Annotated in this window: 11 protein-coding genes; 6 read left to right on the top strand and 5 right to left on the bottom strand. The window is 74.1% G+C overall.

Annotation, left to right across the window (positions count from 1 at the left end):
- Positions 1-11 precede the first annotated feature (11 nt).
- Both MNZ29_RS05010 and MNZ29_RS05005 read right to left on the bottom strand, forming a co-directional pair.
- Positions 12-1,085, bottom strand: coding sequence for a type III polyketide synthase (locus MNZ29_RS05010; protein WP_242339250.1), 1,074 nt, complete (start codon positions 1,083-1,085; stop codon positions 12-14).
- 88 nt (positions 1,086-1,173) lie between these two features.
- Entirely contained in the window at positions 1,174-2,745 is a 1,572-nt protein-coding gene (locus tag MNZ29_RS05005) for an MASE3 domain-containing protein (RefSeq protein ID WP_242339248.1), read from the bottom strand.
- 117 nt (positions 2,746-2,862) lie between these two features.
- On the opposite strand from MNZ29_RS05005, the gene clpB reads away from it, so the two are divergent.
- On the top strand, positions 2,863-5,484 hold the full coding sequence (gene clpB, locus MNZ29_RS05000) for an ATP-dependent chaperone ClpB (protein WP_242339246.1): 2,622 nt from the start codon (positions 2,863-2,865) through the stop codon (positions 5,482-5,484).
- 188 nt (positions 5,485-5,672) lie between these two features.
- Here clpB and MNZ29_RS04995 read toward each other — a convergent pair whose 3' ends face one another.
- A complete protein-coding gene (locus tag MNZ29_RS04995) occupies positions 5,673-6,623 on the bottom strand; it encodes an MBL fold metallo-hydrolase (protein ID WP_242339244.1) in 951 nt (316 codons plus the stop codon).
- Between the two features lie 257 nt (positions 6,624-6,880).
- Here MNZ29_RS04995 and MNZ29_RS04990 point away from each other — a divergent pair, with 257 nt between their 5' ends.
- Complete coding sequence (locus MNZ29_RS04990) at positions 6,881-7,372, top strand: DoxX family protein (RefSeq protein WP_242339242.1); 492 nt, start codon at positions 6,881-6,883, stop codon at positions 7,370-7,372.
- A 100-nt stretch (positions 7,373-7,472) separates the two neighbouring features.
- Here the strand turns inward: MNZ29_RS04990 and asd are convergent, their stop codons facing one another.
- Both asd and truA read right to left on the bottom strand, forming a co-directional pair.
- A complete protein-coding gene (gene asd / locus MNZ29_RS04985; protein WP_242339240.1) occupies positions 7,473-8,561 on the bottom strand; it encodes an aspartate-semialdehyde dehydrogenase in 1,089 nt (362 codons plus the stop codon).
- A gap of 122 nt (positions 8,562-8,683) precedes the next feature.
- Positions 8,684-9,421, bottom strand: coding sequence for a tRNA pseudouridine(38-40) synthase TruA (gene truA / locus MNZ29_RS04980; protein WP_242339238.1), 738 nt, complete (start codon positions 9,419-9,421; stop codon positions 8,684-8,686).
- Positions 9,422-9,441: 20 nt separating this feature from the next.
- Here truA and MNZ29_RS04975 point away from each other — a divergent pair, with 20 nt between their 5' ends.
- From MNZ29_RS04975 to MNZ29_RS04960, 4 genes are all read left to right on the top strand, one after another.
- The gene (locus tag MNZ29_RS04975) at positions 9,442-10,695 is read left to right on the top strand and encodes a hypothetical protein (protein WP_242339236.1); all 1,254 of its coding nucleotides are present in this window, start codon (positions 9,442-9,444) and stop codon (positions 10,693-10,695) included.
- A 24-nt stretch (positions 10,696-10,719) separates the two neighbouring features.
- Entirely contained in the window at positions 10,720-12,288 is a 1,569-nt protein-coding gene (locus MNZ29_RS04970; RefSeq protein WP_242339234.1) for a glycosyltransferase family 39 protein, read from the top strand.
- 87 nt (positions 12,289-12,375) lie between these two features.
- A complete protein-coding gene (locus tag MNZ29_RS04965) occupies positions 12,376-13,425 on the top strand; it encodes a polyprenyl synthetase family protein (protein ID WP_242339232.1) in 1,050 nt (349 codons plus the stop codon).
- A gap of 304 nt (positions 13,426-13,729) precedes the next feature.
- Entirely contained in the window at positions 13,730-16,426 is a 2,697-nt protein-coding gene (locus MNZ29_RS04960; RefSeq protein ID WP_242353389.1) for a pitrilysin family protein, read from the top strand.
- Positions 16,427-16,432 lie beyond the last annotated feature (6 nt).

The following is a 16,432-nucleotide window of genomic DNA, read 5'->3' as shown; positions in this document are numbered from 1 at the left end:
ATCCGTCATGGTCACCACCGGAGGAGGACGAGCTCGGCCGAGAAGCCCGGGCCCATCGCGGCGAGGAGGCCCACGTCTCCGGGGCGGGCCTCGCCCGCGTCGAGCAGGTCGCCGAGGACGAAGAGCACCGAGGCGGAGGAGAGGTTGCCGACCTCCTGGAGCGAACGGAAGGACCGGGAGAGCGCCGCCTCCGGCAGGTCGAGGGCGCGGCGGAAGGCCTCGAGCACCTTCGGCCCGCCGGTGTGGGCGATGAAGTGGCGCACGTCGCCGCGCGAGAGCCCGTTCGCGGCGAGGAAGCGATCCACGTCTCCGCCGACGTTCGCCTGGATCACCTCCGGCACCTTCGCGGAGAGGACCACCTTGAAGCCCGTGTCGACGACGTCCCACCCCATCACCCACTCCGTGTCCGGGTAGAACACCGAGCGGGTCGCGAGGATCCGCGGCGCGTGGTCGGGCGCGGGGGCGCGCTCGCCGCCCTGGAGCACCACCGCCGCCGCGCCGTCCCCGAACAGGCCGCTCGCGATGACGTTCGCGATGGAGGTGTCCTCCCGCTGGAGGGTGAGCGAGCAGAGCTCGACCGAGACGAGCACCGCCACCTCGCCGGGGAACGCCCGCAGGGCGTCCGAGGCCCGGGCGAGCCCCGCCGCGCCCGCCATGCAGCCCAGGCCGAAGATCGGCGTCCGCTTCACCGAGGGCGAGATCCCCAGCCGGTTCACGAGCTTCGCGTCGAGCGAGGGGGTGGCGACGCCGGTGACGGTCACGAAGTAGAGATGGTCCACCTCGCGCGGGGTGACGCCCGCCCGCGCGAGCGCCTCCGACACGGCCGCCGCGCCCAGCTCGCTCCCGACCCGGATGAACGCGTCGTTGGTCTTCCGGAACGAGTCGAGCGCCGGGTACTCGGAGAGCGGAAGGGCGAGGTGGCGGCCGCCCACGCGTGCAGCGCGGTGCAGATCGGCGAGACGCTCGACGTTGAAGTGCCGCGCGCCCCAGTACGCGGACAGGGCCGCGATGAGCGTCTCCTGATCCACGAAGTTCGGGGGCAGCGCGCGGCCGACGGAGAGGATCGCGGGGTGCGTGCTCGTCATAGGGGGAACGGCCCAGCGGCAGGCATGTGACCCCGCGCGCACGGCCGCAAGGTCCGGCCGGGGGCCGTGGCGCCCGGACGCAGCGCCGTCAACCGGGCGTCGCGACGGGCAGCGTGAAGCTGAACGTGCTGCCCGCCGCGGGCGCGCTCACGAGCTCGACCTCGCCCCCGTGAGCCTCGACGAGCCGCCGCACGATGTAGAGCCCGAGGCCGAGCCCGTCGGCCTCCCGCCCGGGACCTCGCACGTAGCGCTGGAAGATCCGCTGCTGGTCCTCGGGCGCGATCCCGGGCCCCTCGTCCATGACGGAGATCCGCACGAAGGCGCCGGCCGGGTTGGCGCTCACGACGACGCGGCCGGCGGTGTGCTTGAGCGCGTTCCCGACCAGGTTCACGAGGACGCGGTCGAGCCGGTCGGGATCGGCGTGCACCGGCGGGAGGCCGTCCGGCACGGCGACCTCGAGGCGCTGCGGGTCGAACACCCCGCGGTTGAGCTCGATCGCCTCCGCCACGAACGCGCGCACGTCCACGGCGGCGCGCTGGAGCGCGAGCGCGGCGCCGCTCTCGAGGCGCGCCGCGTCGGCGAGATCGCGCAGCATCCGCTCCATCCGCCTGCCCGCGAGCGCGATGTCGCGCGCGGCCTTCTCCGCCGCGCCCGGCTTCGCCCCGTGGCGGCCGAGCACCTGCGCCTTGAGGAGCACGATCTGGAGCGGGTTGCGCAGGTCGTGAGAGACGGCGCGGAGCAGGTCCTCGCGGCTCTCCTTCGTCGCGCGCAGCTCGGCGATGGTGACGTTGAGCTCGTTCTCGATGTGGCTCCGCAGCGCGACGAGCTCGCGGTGCGGAGCGACCACCGCGCCCACGAACAGCGCGCGGAAGATGAGGAAGAAGGTGAGCACCAGGTACGCGTGCCCGAGCACGTGCACCGGATCGAACGGGCGCGCGTAGAGGGTGAGGGAGAGCTCGGAGAGGACGGTGACCGCGAGCGCCGCCGCGAGCGTGCGGGCGCCGCGGTCGCCGGCGCGGGCGGCGCGGTGGTGCACGAGCGCGCCCACGAGCGCGACCGCCGCGACGAAGAGCTCGAGCCCGACCTTCGCGGACGTGAGCCCGCCTCCCTCCACGTAGAAGAAGGCCCGATCGCCCGGCAAGGCGAGCTCGACCGCGACGAAGGCCGTGACCGCGACGAGGTGGGGGACGAGCAGGCGCGCCCTGCCCGGCCGCAGGCTCCGATCGCTCGGCGGGAGCCGCGCGACCCAGACGAGCGTCCCCACGGTCCAGAGGCGGGCAAGGAACCAGTAGTAGATGCCCCGCTCGGTCGTCCCCGGGCCCCCGACGCCCGGCATCCCCGGAAACGTGAGCAGGTGCAGGGCCTCGAAGAGCCCCACCGCCAGGAACGCGGGGCCGATCACCTGCGCCCGTCGATCCGGGAACTCGCGGGCCGCGAACCACTGCACGCCGAACGTGGCGAACGCCACGCCGACGACGAGCAGCTCGAGGACGGTGTGGACGGGGAGGTACCGGGCCGCAGAGAGCGGCTCGTGCAGCCCGGGCAGCGCGAGGAGGATGACGAGGGGCGCGGCGAGCGCGACGAGCCACGCGAGCCGCAGCCCGGACGAGGCGGTGGGCGGTCGCGAGGCCGCGCGAGGCAGGGTCAGATCGTCCACCATGGAGGCGCCCATCCCCGGGCGGGCCTCGACTCTACACGAGCCGGAGCGATGCAATTCCGGCTTTCCTGCCGCGGCGGCGCTGCTTGCCAAGCCCCCCCGCGGTCTTACGTTCGCGCCATGCGAATGGAAAAGCTCACCGTGAAGGCCCAGGAGGCGCTCGCCGCCGCCCAGAGCGAGGCGCGCCGCCGCGACCACCAGGCCATCGACGTCGAGCACCTCGTGCTCGCCCTCCTCTCCCAGCCGGAGGGGACCGCGACGCCCATCCTGGAGAAGATCGGCGCGGAGCCGTCGCTCGTCGCCTCGCGCGTGGAGGACGAGCTGCGCACCGTGCCCAAGGTCTCCGGCGCGGAGCCGTACCTCGCGAACCGGCTCGCGAAGCTCGTCGACCGCGCCGAGGACGCCGCGAAGCGGCTCAAGGACGAGTACGTCTCGACCGAGCACCTCCTGCTCGCCGCCGCCGAGGAGAAGACCGGCGCGGGCGAGGCGCTGCGCGCCTCGGGGGCGACGCCGGACCGGATCGTCGCCGCGCTCCAGGACGTGCGCGGCGGGGCGCGCGTGACGTCGCCCGAGGCCGAGAGCCAGTACCGCGCCCTCGAGAAGTACGCGAAGGACCTCACCGCGCTCGCGAAGGCGGGGAAGCTCGATCCGGTGGTGGGGCGCGACGACGAGATCCGCCGCGTCGTCCAGATCCTCTCCCGCCGCACGAAGAACAACCCCGTGCTCGTCGGCGACCCGGGCGTCGGCAAGACCGCCATCGTCGAGGGGCTCGCCCGGCGCATCGTGGACGGCGACGTACCCGAGGGGCTCAAGGGGAAGCGCCTCCTCGCGCTCGACCTCGGCGCGATGGTCGCGGGCGCGAAGTACCGCGGCGAGTTCGAGGAGCGGCTGAAGGGCGTCCTCAAGGAGGTCGTCTCGTCCGAGGGCCAGATCATCCTCTTCATCGACGAGATGCACACCATCATCGGCGCCGGCGCCGCCGAGGGCGCGATGGACGCGGGCAACATGCTGAAGCCCGCCCTCGCGCGCGGCGAGCTGCACGCGATCGGCGCCACCACCGTGAACGAGTACCGCAAGCACGTCGAGAAGGACCCCGCCCTCGAGCGGCGCTTCCAGCCGGTGTTCGTGGGCGAGCCGTCGGTGGCCGACACCATCTCGATCCTGCGCGGCCTCAAGGACCGCTACGAGCTGCACCACAAGGTCCGCATCCAGGACGCGGCGCTCGTCGAGGCGGCGCGGCTCAGCCACCGCTACATCACCGACCGCTTCCTGCCTGACAAGGCCATCGACCTCGTCGACGAGGCGGCGAGCCGGTTGCGCATCGAGATCGACTCGATGCCGACCGAGGTGGACGAGGTGCGCCGCCGCATCGCACAGCTCGAGATCGAGCGGCAGGGGCTGCAGAAGGAGCAGGACGAGGCCTCGCGGCACCGGCTCGGCCAGGCGGAGAAGGAGCTCGCCGCGCTGAACGAGGAGTTCGCGCGCCTCAAGAGCCGCTGGGACGCGGAGAAGGCGGTCATCCAGGACCTCGCGCAGGCGAAGCAGGAGATCGACGGGCTGAAGCAGGAGCAGACGAAGGCGGAGCGCGAGGCGAACTTCCAGAAGGCCGCCGAGATCAAGTTCGGCCGGCTCCCGGAGGTGGAGCGGCGCGTGGCGGAGCTGCAGGAGCGCCTCGCCGGCCTGCAGCGCGACGGCGCGATGCTGAAGGAGGAGGTCACGCCCGAGGAGATCGCCGAGGTGGTCTCCAAGTGGACCGGCATCCCGGTCTCGAAGCTCGTCGAGGGCGAGGTCGAGAAGCTCCTCGGCATGGAGGACCGGCTGCGGGAGCGCGTCGTCGGCCAGGACGAGGCGGTGCAGGCGGTCTCGGCGGCGGTGCGCCGCGCGCGCTCGGGCCTCCAGGATCCCAACCGGCCGATCGGCTCGTTCATCTTCCTCGGGCCCACCGGCGTCGGGAAGACGGAGACCGCCCGCGCGCTCGCCGAGTTCCTGTTCGACGACGAGGCCGCGATGGTCCGCCTCGACATGAGCGAGTACATGGAGAAGCACGCCGTGTCGCGGCTCATCGGCGCGCCCCCCGGCTACGTCGGCTACGAGGAGGGCGGCCAGCTCACCGAGGCGGTCCGCCGCCGGCCGTATGCGGTGATCCTCTTCGACGAGATCGAGAAGGCGCACCACGACGTCTTCAACGTGCTCCTCCAGATCCTCGACGACGGCCGGCTCACCGACGGCCAGGGGCGCACCGTCGACTTCCGGAACGCGGTCGTCATCATGACCTCCAACATCGGCTCGCAGGAGATCCAGCGGCTCGCCGGCCGCCCGGGGGCCGACGTCTCGGCGATCCGGGAGGCGGCGCTCGAGAACCTGCGCGCGGAGTTCCGGCCGGAGTTCCTGAACCGGGTGGACGAGATCGTGGTCTTCCGCCCGCTGTCGCGCGAGCACGTCGGGCGCATCGTGGAGATCCAGCTCGCGCGCCTGCGCAAGCTCCTCGAGGAGCGGCGCATCACGATCGAGCTCTCGCCTGCGGCGCGCGAGGCCATCGCCGACGCGGGCTACGACCCGGTCTACGGGGCGCGCCCCCTGAAGCGCGCCATCCAGCGGATGATCCAGGACCCGCTCGCGACGAAGCTCCTGCGCGGCGAGTTCAAGGCCGGCGACCACGTCGTGGTGGACGAGGGGCCGGACGGGAACATCACGTTCGCGAAGGGCGCCCGCGCCGTCGAGGGCGAGGCGCTCGTGCATTGATAGGTGGTCGAACCGGGGAGGGGCCCCGTGCAACGCACGGGGAGGGGGCAACGCCCCCTCCCGGCGGGGAGCCCGGGCGCACCCGCGAACGCGGGCGCACGGGCTCACGGGCCCCGCCGAGCAGGGGTGGGGCCCCGGCGACGGCGGTGAGCCGCCGACGGGGCGGGGGCGCAGCCCCCGTACGATCACTACGCCTGCGCGTCGAGCCAGACCTCGAGCCCCTGCGCGTTGAGGTCGAGGTCCACCCCGTACACCGCCAGCGCCTCCTCGCGCGCGAGCGGCGCGCCGTGCGCGGCGAGGCCGCGGAGGAGCTGACCGGCGAGCGCCTCGCGCAGGGCGGCGTGACGGCCGGGCCCGGAGGGCGCCGCGCGCGCGAGCCGCACGTGCTCGTCGAGGCCCTCGAGGAGCTGGGCGGCGGCGCGGGGGATCTCCCCCTCGAGCATCCCGAAGTGCGTGAGGTAGATGCGCTCGGGCTTCTCCGCGAGCATGCGCTCCACGGTCCGCCGCAGCGCGGCCGGATCGAGCTGCACCGGCGTCGTGGTCGGGAACACGAAGGGCCCCTTCGCGGAGTCGGCCTCGCGGTAGGAGATGCCGAACGCGTCGCCGGTGAAGAAGCCGCGCGTCGCGGGATCGTGGACGACGAGGTGGTGCTTCGCGTGACCGGGGGCGTCGAGCATGCGGAGCACGCGGCCGCCGAGATCCACCTCGTGGCCGTCCGGCGCCTCGACGACCCGCGCCGCGGGGATGGGCGGGATGTCGCCGTAGAGCTCCCGGAAGCGCGCCTCACCGTAGACCTCGGCGGTGCCCGCGATGAGCTTCGACGGATCGACGAGGTGGCGCGCGCCGCGCGGGTGCGCGACCAGCGTCGCGCGAGGGAGCGCCTCCATGAGCTTCCCCGCGCCGCCCGCGTGGTCGAGGTGCACGTGCGTGACGACCACGTGCGAGACGTCCGCGGGCGCGATGCGGAACGCGGCGAGCGCCTCGAGGATGCGCGGCACGGACGAGGACGCCGCGGTCTCGATCACGGCGGCGGACGCGTCGCCCCGGACGACGTAGCAGGCGGCGAGCTTCGGGCGGACGTAGCCCGAGTCGAGGAGGACGACGCCGGGGGCGATCTCGCGGGCAGGGTCGAGGTGCATCGGGCTCTCCGGAGCTTGCGGGGCCGTGCTTCTGTACCGGCGCGGCGTCCGCACGGCAACTCGGCATGAGGCTGCGGCCGCGCGGCGTGGCGCCCGGGAGGCCGCGGAGCGGCCGGTCGTGCGCCCATCACGCGGCGCCGCGCACCGGCGCAGGGCGAGCGGCGCGCGAGGAGCGGCGTGACTCCGGGTTGCTGCGGAGGCCGGCGCAGCTATGGATCCAGAGGCGGCAGCTCCCTCGCCGCCAGGAGGTCGCTGCGATGGATCGCCACCTCGAACACTACTGGCCGCTTCCGCTCCGCATCCTGCTCGGGATCTCGTTCATGTACCACGGCGCCCCGAAGCTCACCGCCGCGGGGCACGCCGAGTTCCAGGGCATGCTCGCCCAGCTCGGGATCCCGCTGCCCGCGCTCATGGCCTGGGTGGGAGGCATCGTCGAGTTCTTCGGCGGGATCGCGCTCATCGTCGGCGCCGCCACCTGGCTCGTCGCCCTCCTGCTCTCGCTCGAGATGCTCGTCGCGATGATCAGGGTTCACGCGCCGTACGGCTTCGGCTACATCCAGATCACCGGGATGACCGACAAGGGCCCGGTGTTCGGGATGCCGGGCATCGAGGTGAACCTCCTCTTCCTCGCCGGGCTGCTGGCGCTGTTCATCGGCGGGGCCGGGCCGCTCTCGGTGGACGAGCGGCTCATGAAGCGCGAGAGCCGGCTGCAGGTGCCGTGGCTCAGGCACCGTGAGGTCCACGCCTGAGCGCCGCCGATCCCGCAGTGAGCGACGCCGGACGCAGCGCGGCGCCGCGCGCCCCGCGGGCGCGGGACGGCACGGCGCCGCAGGTCGCGACCGGAGCGCGCTACTTCGCCTGGATCCAGCCCTCGGCCGTGAGGAGCTCCGCCGTGAGCACCGCGCCGCCCGCGGCGCCGCGCACCGTGTTGTGCGAGAGCGACACGAACCGGTAGTCGAAGAGCGCGTCGGGACGCAGCCGGCCGATGGCGACGCCCATGCCGCCGCCGATGTCGCGGTCGAGCTTCGTCTGCGGCCGCGAGTCCTCCTCGAAGTAGGTGAGGAACGGCTTCGGCGCCGAGGGGAGCCCCATCTTCTGGGGCTTCGGCTCCCAGCTCCGCCACAGCTCGATGACCTCGGCGCGGTCGGGCTTCCGCTCGAAGGTCACGAACGCCGCCGCCATGTGCCCGTCGGAGGCGGGCACCCGGATGCACTGCGCGGTGATGATCGGGTCCTTCGCCTTCTCGATCCGGCCGCCCTCGAGCCGGCCCCAGATCTTCATGGGCTCCTGCTCGGACTTCTCCTCCTCGCCCTTGATGAAGGGGATGAGGTTGTCGACCATCTCCGGCCAGCTCTCGAAGGTCTTCCCGGCGCCGCTGATCGCCTGGTAGGTGCAGACCGCGACGCGCTTCGGCCCGAACTTCATGAGCGGGTGGAGCGCCGGCACGTAGCTCTGGATCGAGCAGTTCGGCTTCACGGCGATGAAGCCGCGCGCGGCGCCGAGCCGCTTGCGCTGCGCCTCGATCACCGCGGCGTGCTCGGGGTTCACCTCGGGCACCATCATCGGCACGTCGGGCGTGCCGCGGTGCGCGGAGTTGTTGGACACGACCGGCGTCTCGCGGCGCGCGTAGTCCTCCTCGAGCTTCGCCGTCTCCTCCTTGGACATGTCGACGGCGCAGAAGACGAAGTCCACCTCGCGGGCGATCTCGTCGACCGCGGAGGCGTTCTTCACGCTGAGGGCGGCGGTCGCGGCCGGGATCGCGGTCTTGAGCGCCCAGCGCCCCTTCACCGCGTCGGCGTATTTCTGGCCCGCGGAGTTCGCGCTCGCGGCCACGAGCGTCACCTCGTACCAGGGGTGGTTCTCGAGCAGCGCGACGAACCGCTGGCCGACCATGCCGGTCGCGCCGAGCACGCCCACCTTCAGCTTCTTCTGGCTCATGACTCCTCGCTTGGAAAGGAACCGTGGAGCGTAGCACACGGGATGGGCCCGTCGAGGCGGCGGGGCCGGCGAGCGCCGACTCGCGAGTCAACGCGCGCGGCGGGCCGCCGCGCGAGGTCCAATCAGTAGAAGACCTCCTCGAGGAAGAGCCCCTGCGGCGGTGCGGTCCTTCCGGCCCGGGTGCGGTCGCGGCTCGCGACGAGCGCGGGCATGGAGTCCGCGCTCCGCCTGCCCTTCCCGACCTCCACGAGCGTGCCGACGAAGTTCCGCACCATGTGCTTCACGAAGGCCGTCGCCTCGACGACCAGCTCCACCCGCCCTCCCGCCTCGCCGAGCACGTCGAGCCGGTGCACGTCGCGGACGGCGTGCTCGCAGGCGCAGTCGGCCGCCTGGAAGGCAGCGAAGTCCTGGCGACCGAGCAGGTGGCGCGACGCCGCGCGCATCGCGCCGACGTCGAGCGCGCCGAAGAGCTGCCACGCCTGGAGGCGCGACAGCGGCGCGCGCGTCTCGAGGTTCAGGACGACGTAGCGGTAGCGCTTGCCACGCGCGCTCCGGCGCGCATCGAAGCCGTCCGGCTCGACGCTCGCCGTGCGGACGGCGACGTCGTCGGGGAGGAGCGCGTTCATCCCCTTCACGTAGGCGGAGAGCGGCAGCGGCCGCGCCTCCGGGAAGGAGACGACCTGGCCGCGGGCGTGCACCCCCGCGTCGGTGCGCCCCGCCGCGGTCACGCGCCGCGGCTCCTTGTGGAGCGTCGCGAGGGCCCGCTCGACCTCGGCCTGGATCGACGGGCCGTTGGGCTGGACCTGCCAGCCGACGTAGCGGGTCCCGTCGTACTCGAGGACGAGCTTCACGACCGGCACGTGCGCAACCTACCACGGCCATGCCGCTCCTCCGCCTGCTCTGCGCGATGCTCCTCCTCGCCCTCTCCGCCGCCGGCTGCCGGAACGGCGGCTCGACCGGCGAGCCGTCGGGGGGCGGCACGGACGGCGGCGGGGGGACCGGCGGAGGTGGAGGCGGCGGAGGCGGCGGAGGTGGGGGCACCCCGACGACGCCGGGCTGGGCGGTCGTCGCGCGAGAGGACTTCGAGGGCGGCGACCTGCCCGCGGGCACCTTCGCTCCCGACCCGGTGCCCGACGACGGCCCGTTCGCCGACGGCGGCGCCTTCTTCGTGGCGCGCGGCGTGACCCCGCCCGCCGCGTTCCGCGCCACGGAGCCATTCGGCGCGAGCGGCTGGCTCACGCTCGAGTCGTACTCGCGCCGCGCCGACGCGGCGCTCGCCGACCGCGCCGCGGTGGTGGCCGATCCCGCCGGCGGAACGAACCACGTCCTGCGCCTCCGCTCGCCCGAGCACACGGACGGGACGGTCGTGCGCCCGACGCAGCCGCTCCCGGCGCGCTACCGCATCTCGCTGCGCGTCGGCTACGCCGCGTTCGGCGACGGGAAGCCCGGCCTGAACGGCTACGACAGAGGCGACGAGACCGCCGGCCCCTGGTGGCCGGGGGAGAGCGCGACGAGCCAGAACGGCTTCTACTGGCTCACCATCCTCGACGCGCTCCCGCGGCCGCACGACAACACCTGGATCCACCACCACCGCAAGGTGGTCGTGGACTCGGACAACCATTACCCACCGTGGATGGAGGTGTGGACCGGGAGCGGCTTCGTCGCGTCGGGCGAGCACCCGATCATGATGATCGCGCTCGACGGCTCGCGCCCGGGCGACGCGAAGACGGGCAACGCGTTCCTCTCCTTCTCGAACGGCGCGTGGCAGCCCTCCGGCGCGATACGCGCCGTGGACGCGTACCTGCCGGACACCTGGTACCGCGTGACGATCGAGCGCGACGGCCCGCGCTACACGCTCGAGATCTCGGGCCGCTTCCGTTACGGCGGCGACCAGACCTACCGCGCGAGCGTGGACGCCGCACAGACGTGCCTCTGGCACTACCCCGTGGACGCCGCCGAGGCCGCCGGCGCCGCGGGCTGCGTGGACACGGGCTCCTTCGTGGGACCGGAGTTTCCGCGCTGGCCGGCGGGCGGCACCTGGCCGGACTGGTTCATGTTCGGCGACCCGCACGTGAACTACTACGAGGGTCAGGTCTTCTATGACGACGTGGTGCTCGAGGAGTGGCGGGAGTGAGGGCGGCACCGTAGGCTCGCGCGCGTGAGCTCGCCCGCGGTGGTTCCTCCCTCCGAGTTCTCCGACGTCCCCGCACCCGAGGGCGGCCGCGCGGCGCGCCTCCTCCCCGCCGCCCTCGCGGCCGCGACCTTCGCGCTGCACGTGGCCGCCGGCGGCCGCTACGGCATCTTCCGCGACGAGCTCTACTTCATCGTCTGCGGCGAGCGGCTCGGGTGGGGGTACGTCGATCAGCCGCCCGGGATCGCGCTCGTCGCCCGGGTCGCGCACGCGCTCTTCGGCACCTGGGTCCCCGGCCTGCGGCTCCCCGCGTGGCTCGCCTCGGCCGCCACGGTCTTCCTCGCCGCGCGGCTCGCGCGACGCCTCGGCGGCGGCGCGTTCGCGGCGGCGCTCGCCGGCGTGGCCCTGGCGGCCTCGCCGCTCCTCGCCGGGCTCGGCCACTACCTCACGATGAACGCGTTCGAGCCGCTCGCGATGATCGCGCTCGCCTGCGTGCTCGTCCGGCTCGTGCTGGGCGACTCCCCTCGGTGGTGGCTCCTCGCCGGCGCCGTCGCCGCCGCGGGCGCGCTCCTCAAGTACACGTCCGCGCTGCTCGCGCTCGGGCTCCTCGCCGGCCTCCTCGCCACGCCGGCGCGACGCGCGCTCGCGACGCGATGGGCGCTCGCCGGCGCAGCGCTCGGCGCGGTCCTCGTCCTGCCGAACGTCCTGTGGCAGGCGGCGCACGGCCTGCCGTTCCTGGAGCTCGTCCGGAACGGACAGCTCGAGAAGAACGCGCCCTTCTCGCTCGGCGGCTTCGCGCGCTCGCTCCTCCTCGAGCCCGGCCCGCTCGCCGCGCCCGTGTGGCTCGGCGGCCTCGCCTGGCTCCTCCTCGCCGAGCGGGCGCGGCCGTTCCGCTTCCTCGCCATCGGGGGAGCCCTGTACCTCGCCACCCTCGTCGCCACGCGCGGGAAGGCCTACTACGCCGCGCCCGCCTTGCCGATGCTGCTCGCCGCGGGCGGCGTCGGGATCGAGCGGGCGCTCCGGCGCGGAGCGGCGCGCCTCGCGGCGCTCTGTGCGATCGCGGTCACGGGCGCGATCGGGCTCCCCCTCGCGATCCCGCTCCTGCCCGTCGAGGCCTTCGTCCGCTACCAGGCCGCGCTCGGGCTGAAGCCGGCGCCGCTCGAGCGGCACGCGTACGGCGCGCTGCCGCAAATCTTCGCGGACCAGCACGGATGGGAGGCGCTCGCCGCCGCCGTCGCGGACGTGACGCGCGGCCTCCCGCCCGAGGCGCGCGCCCGCGCCGCCGTGTTCGCGCAGAACTACGGCGAGGCGGCGGCGCTCGAGGTGCACGCGCCGGGGCTCGGGGCGCCGGTCGTCTCCGGTCACAACCAGTACTTCCTGTGGGGCCCGCCGGCGACGGGTGGCGATCCGCTCATCGTCGTCTCGGATGCGCACGAGGACTGCGGCGCCGGTCTGTACCGCGAGCGCACGCTCGCCGCGAGGCTGCCCTCGAGCCCGTGGACGATGCCCTACGAGGACGCGCGCTGGATCTGGATCTGCCGCGGCGCGACGCGCCCGCTCGCCGAGGTCTGGCCGGCGGTGCGGCACTACGAATGAGGGTCGGGCATTCGTTGACCCCGCGGCGCCGCCCGCGTTATATGCCGTTCAACTTTCGTTGAAAGCGCCGGTCCCCGGAGGCTCCCCGTGGCAGCGAGTGAGCAGGCCATCCTGTCCCAGCTCGACGCGAGCGCAGAGCGCGGCGTCCGCCCCGAGCGTGCGCAGGCCGCCCTCGCAGACGTCCCCGCGCTGCCGGAGAGCCTCGTCGCGCTCGAGGAGCAGCTCACCCGCGCGACCGAGGACGCCGAGGAGAAGCTCCGCGCCGCGGCGCGCCACCTGGTCTCGGCGGGCGGCAAGCGCATCCGTCCCATGGTGACGCTCCTCGCCTGCGGCGCCTGCGGCGGCGAGATGCGCGCCGCGGTGCCGTACGCGGTCGCCGCCGAGCTGACCCACTCGGCGACGCTCCTCCACGACGACGTGATCGACGACGGCCCGCTGCGGCGCGGCCAGCCCGCCTCGCGCGTCATCTGGGGCAACGCCGTCTCGGTCCTCTCCGGCGACTGGCTCCTCACCCGCGCGCTCGAGATCGTCTCGGCGGAGCCCGCCCGCTCGGCGGCGCTCCCGACGCTGCTCGCCACGATGCGCAGGCTCGTCGAGGGCGAGGTGCTCCAGCTCTCGCTCCGCAGCTCCTTCGCCGCGACCGAGAAGGACTACCTCGACGTCGTGATCGGCAAGACCGCCTCGCTCTTCGGCTGGGCCGCCGCGGCGGGCGCGTGGGCGGCCGGCGAGGTCGGGCACGTGCCGGAGGCGCTCGTCCGGTTCGGCGAGGGCATCGGCATCGCCTTCCAGCTCGTGGACGATGCGCTCGACTACGCCGCCGACCCGAAGCTCCTCGGCAAGCGCCTCGGAACGGACCTCATCGAGGGCAAGGCGACGCTCCCCCTCATCCGGGCCTGCGAGGCCGAGCCCCGGCTGCGCGAGCGGCTCGCCGCGCTCGTGGACGGCCAGGACGACGGCGACGCCGTCGCCGCCGACGTGGTCGAGGTGGTGAAGCGCGTCGGCGGCGTCGAGGACGCGCGCGCGCTCGCCCGCGAGCACACCCGCAGCGCGCTCGCCGCGCTCGAGGAGGTGCCCGACGGCGTGCACCGCCGGGCGCTGCGCGAGGCGGCGGGATCGCTCACCGAGCGCGCGTTCTAAACGACAGTTCGTGATTCGCGATCACCTTCGGTGACGCGAATCACGCTGTCGTTTAGCCATGTTCGAACGGGGGACTGCGTCCCCCGCCCCGCCGAGCGAAGCTCGTCGGGGGCCCACCCCCGCTCGCCGGGTCCCGTGCGCCGCCGCGAGCGGCTTCGCCGCTTCCGCGGCGTCGCCCCGGCGGGGGGGGGGGGGCGGCGGGGGGGGGGGGGGTGGTAGGGGGTTTAGGCCGCAGCGTTCCGGGCCCCGCGCCCGGAGTGCGATCCTCGACGCACCGTCACCGAGCGTGCTAGGGCTTCGGGGCATGCGCCTCCCCCTCGTGGCCCTCGCCTGCGCCGCGCTCTCCTGCGCCACGAGCGTGAAGCGCCCGCCGGTCGAGCCGTTCCGGTACCAGGGTCATTTCGCGACCTATCCGACCGGGCTGCGGCTCGTTGCGTTCAGGACCTCGCACGCGAAGCGCGCGACGGTGATCGCGTCGTACGACGTCGGAGACGCGGACGATCCCCGCGGGAAGGAAGGCCTCGCGCGGCTCGCCGCGCGGCTCACCGCGGTCGCCGCTCCGGCGAGCGGCGGGCTCCGGCTGCGGGAGCGGCTGTTCGCGGCGGGCGTCATCGACTCCGCGAAGGTCGGCGCCGACTCGACGGACTTCCAGTCGATCGTGCGGCTCGCCCGGCTCGACGAGGCGCTCGCGATCGAGGCGGACCGGCTTCGCGAGCCGCTCGCGGGGATCACGAAGGAGGAGGTCGCGCGCGAGGGCGAGGCGCTCGCGCGCGAGCTCGCGGCGGACCAAGGCGCGACCGAGGGCGCCTCGGTCTTCGCGCTCGCGTGGCGCGGCACGCGCTACGACCGCGCCCCGCCCACGCCCGAGTCCGTGCGCGCGCTGACGCTCGAGGACGTCCGCTCCTGGGCGAGCCAGCATCTCGTCCCCGATCGCCTCGTCCTCGTCGTGAGCGTCCCCGAGGCACCCAGCGAGGCCGTCCGGCGGGTCCTCGCCGCCTTCGGCGCGCTCGCGACGACCGGCGCACCCGACGAGCCACGCGTCTCCCCTGCCGAGCGACCGTCCGTCGCCGGCCGGGAGCCGGTCCTCTGGACCGACATGCAGACTCGCTCGATCCCTGGCACGAAGCCCCACCTCTGGCTCGCGTGGCCGCTCCCGGGGATGAAGGACGGCACGAGCGCGAGCGCCTTCGCCGCGACCGTCGTCCTCCAGCAGCGCCTCTGGCGCGCCCGTGAGGGCGATCTGGCCGCGCGGGTCACCGGGGTGACGCTCACGCTCGAGCGCGGCCACCAGGGCTCCGCGCTCCTCGCGCGGATCGAGCTGCGCAGCGCGGAGGACGCGGCGCCCGTGCGAAACGCGCTCCTGCACTCCGCGTACGACGCGCGAGCGCTCGACGACTACGCCCAGCACGTCGCCGTCCGCGCGCTCGCGCGGCGGATCGACGTCGGGCTGTGGGACATGGAGGAGGGCCCGGGGCCGGAGGCGGCGTGGAGGCTGCGCGCGACCGGCGAGCCGGACCCGCTCGCCGCCTTCGCCCGGGAGGCACGGACCCAGCTCGGTCGATCGTTCGAGGAGTATTACCGCAAGTGGATCACGGTCGAGCGCGCGGTCTCCGTGGCGGTGCTTCCCGGCGCCGGCGGTCCGCCCACGGAGGCGCCGCTCGACGAGCCGGGCGCGTGGATCCCGATCGTCCGTACCCTGGGGGCCGCGGCGCCCGGCGCGACCGAGGTCCGGGAGCTCCTGGACCCGCCTCGCCTCGGCGAGGCCTTCCAGACGCGGCTCTCGAACGGGCTCCGCGTGGTGGTCCTGCCCCACGGCGAGCGCCCGATCGTGGAGGCCCGGCTCCTCGTGGACTCGGATCCCGTGGGTGGTGCGGGAGGGTCCCTCGTGCCGTCGATCGCCCTCGCGGCCTCGGAGAAGGCGTGGACGCTCGCGGGAGGGCACACCTGCCGTGCGAGCCCGTTCCTCCCCAGGCGGGAGAAGATCTCCTTCCGCGAGCGCGGCTCGGCGAACGCGCTCCCGGAGATGCTCGGGCGGCTCGCCTGCTGGACGCGGCGAAGCCTCGACGGAGACCGCGTGGACGCCGTTCGCGAGGGCATGACGTCATCACTGGCGAGGGGAGAGGCGACGAGCGCGTCGATGCGCGCCGGGCTCGCGATCTCGTCCGCCCTCTACTCGCCGGAGGACGATCCCCTCGCGAGCGCGCCGCTCGCCGGGCTGAAGGCCGAGCCCGCCCGGCGCTGGCTCCTCGAGCAGCTCCGCCCCGAGCGTTCGCTCCTCGTCATCGCCGGCAAGATCATGCCCACGAAGGAGCTGCTCGCGGACGTCGAGGCCCGCTTCGGCGGGTGGAAGCGGCGCACCTCGGCGCCGGGAGAGCACGCTTCGCCGCCCCTGCCGGCGCGGCGGCACGTGCTCCTCGTGGACGTGCCCGGCGCCGAGCTGGCCACGGTCGCGGTCGCCTACCGCCTCCCGCTGCGCAAGGGCTCGGACGAGGCGGGCCTTTTGGCGGTGCAGCACGACGTCGGGACGCGCCTCGTCGCGCTCGCGGGCCCGGCCGGCCGGATCCTCATCCATCACGGCGGACTGCCACACGCGCCGACGCTGTCGACCTGGGCGACGCTCGACGCGAGGCAGGTCCCCGGCGCGATCCAGGCGGCGCTCGACGCGGTGAGGAACCTCGCCGCGCGTCCGCTCGCCTCGGTGGACGCGAACCTCGCGCGCTGGCTCGTCGCGCGCTGGCAGGCGTTCCGGTTCGACACGACGAGCCAGCGTATCGGCGCCGTGGAGGAGCTCTTCTTCTCCGATCTGCCGCTCGACGCGTGGGAGGGCCTCCCGGCCTCGATCGCCTCGCTCACGCCGGAGCGCATCCAGGCCGCCGCCCAGGCCGTGAACGTGGGACGCGAACAGATCGTCGTGCAGGGCGACGCCGCGACGCTCGCCCCGGCGCTCAGGGACGCAGGGTTGTCACCAGAGGTGCTCCCCGCGCCGCAGCCGGCGCGGTAGGCTACC

The sequence above is a fragment of the Anaeromyxobacter sp. SG64 genome (assembly GCF_022690745.1).
GTDB classification, from domain to species: Bacteria; Myxococcota; Myxococcia; order Myxococcales; family Anaeromyxobacteraceae; genus Anaeromyxobacter; species Anaeromyxobacter soli.
This window is presented reverse-complemented; position numbering and strand designations above follow the sequence as displayed.

Bases quoted from the DNA above. Each gene is read 5' to 3' on its own strand.
- MNZ29_RS05010 (WP_242339250.1), bottom strand. From the start codon at position 1,085: ATGACGAGCACGCACCCCGCGATCCTCTCCGTCGGCCGCGCGCTGCCC.
- MNZ29_RS05005 (WP_242339248.1), bottom strand. From the start codon at position 2,745: ATGGTGGACGATCTGACCCTGCCTCGCGCGGCCTCGCGACCGCCCACC.
- clpB (WP_242339246.1), top strand. From the start codon at position 2,863: ATGCGAATGGAAAAGCTCACCGTGAAGGCCCAGGAGGCGCTCGCCGCC.
- MNZ29_RS04995 (WP_242339244.1), bottom strand. From the start codon at position 6,623: ATGCACCTCGACCCTGCCCGCGAGATCGCCCCCGGCGTCGTCCTCCTC.
- MNZ29_RS04990 (WP_242339242.1), top strand. From the start codon at position 6,881: ATGGATCGCCACCTCGAACACTACTGGCCGCTTCCGCTCCGCATCCTG.
- asd (WP_242339240.1), bottom strand. From the start codon at position 8,561: ATGAGCCAGAAGAAGCTGAAGGTGGGCGTGCTCGGCGCGACCGGCATG.
- MNZ29_RS04975 (WP_242339236.1), top strand. From the start codon at position 9,442: ATGCCGCTCCTCCGCCTGCTCTGCGCGATGCTCCTCCTCGCCCTCTCC.
- MNZ29_RS04960 (WP_242353389.1), top strand. From the start codon at position 13,730: ATGCGCCTCCCCCTCGTGGCCCTCGCCTGCGCCGCGCTCTCCTGCGCC.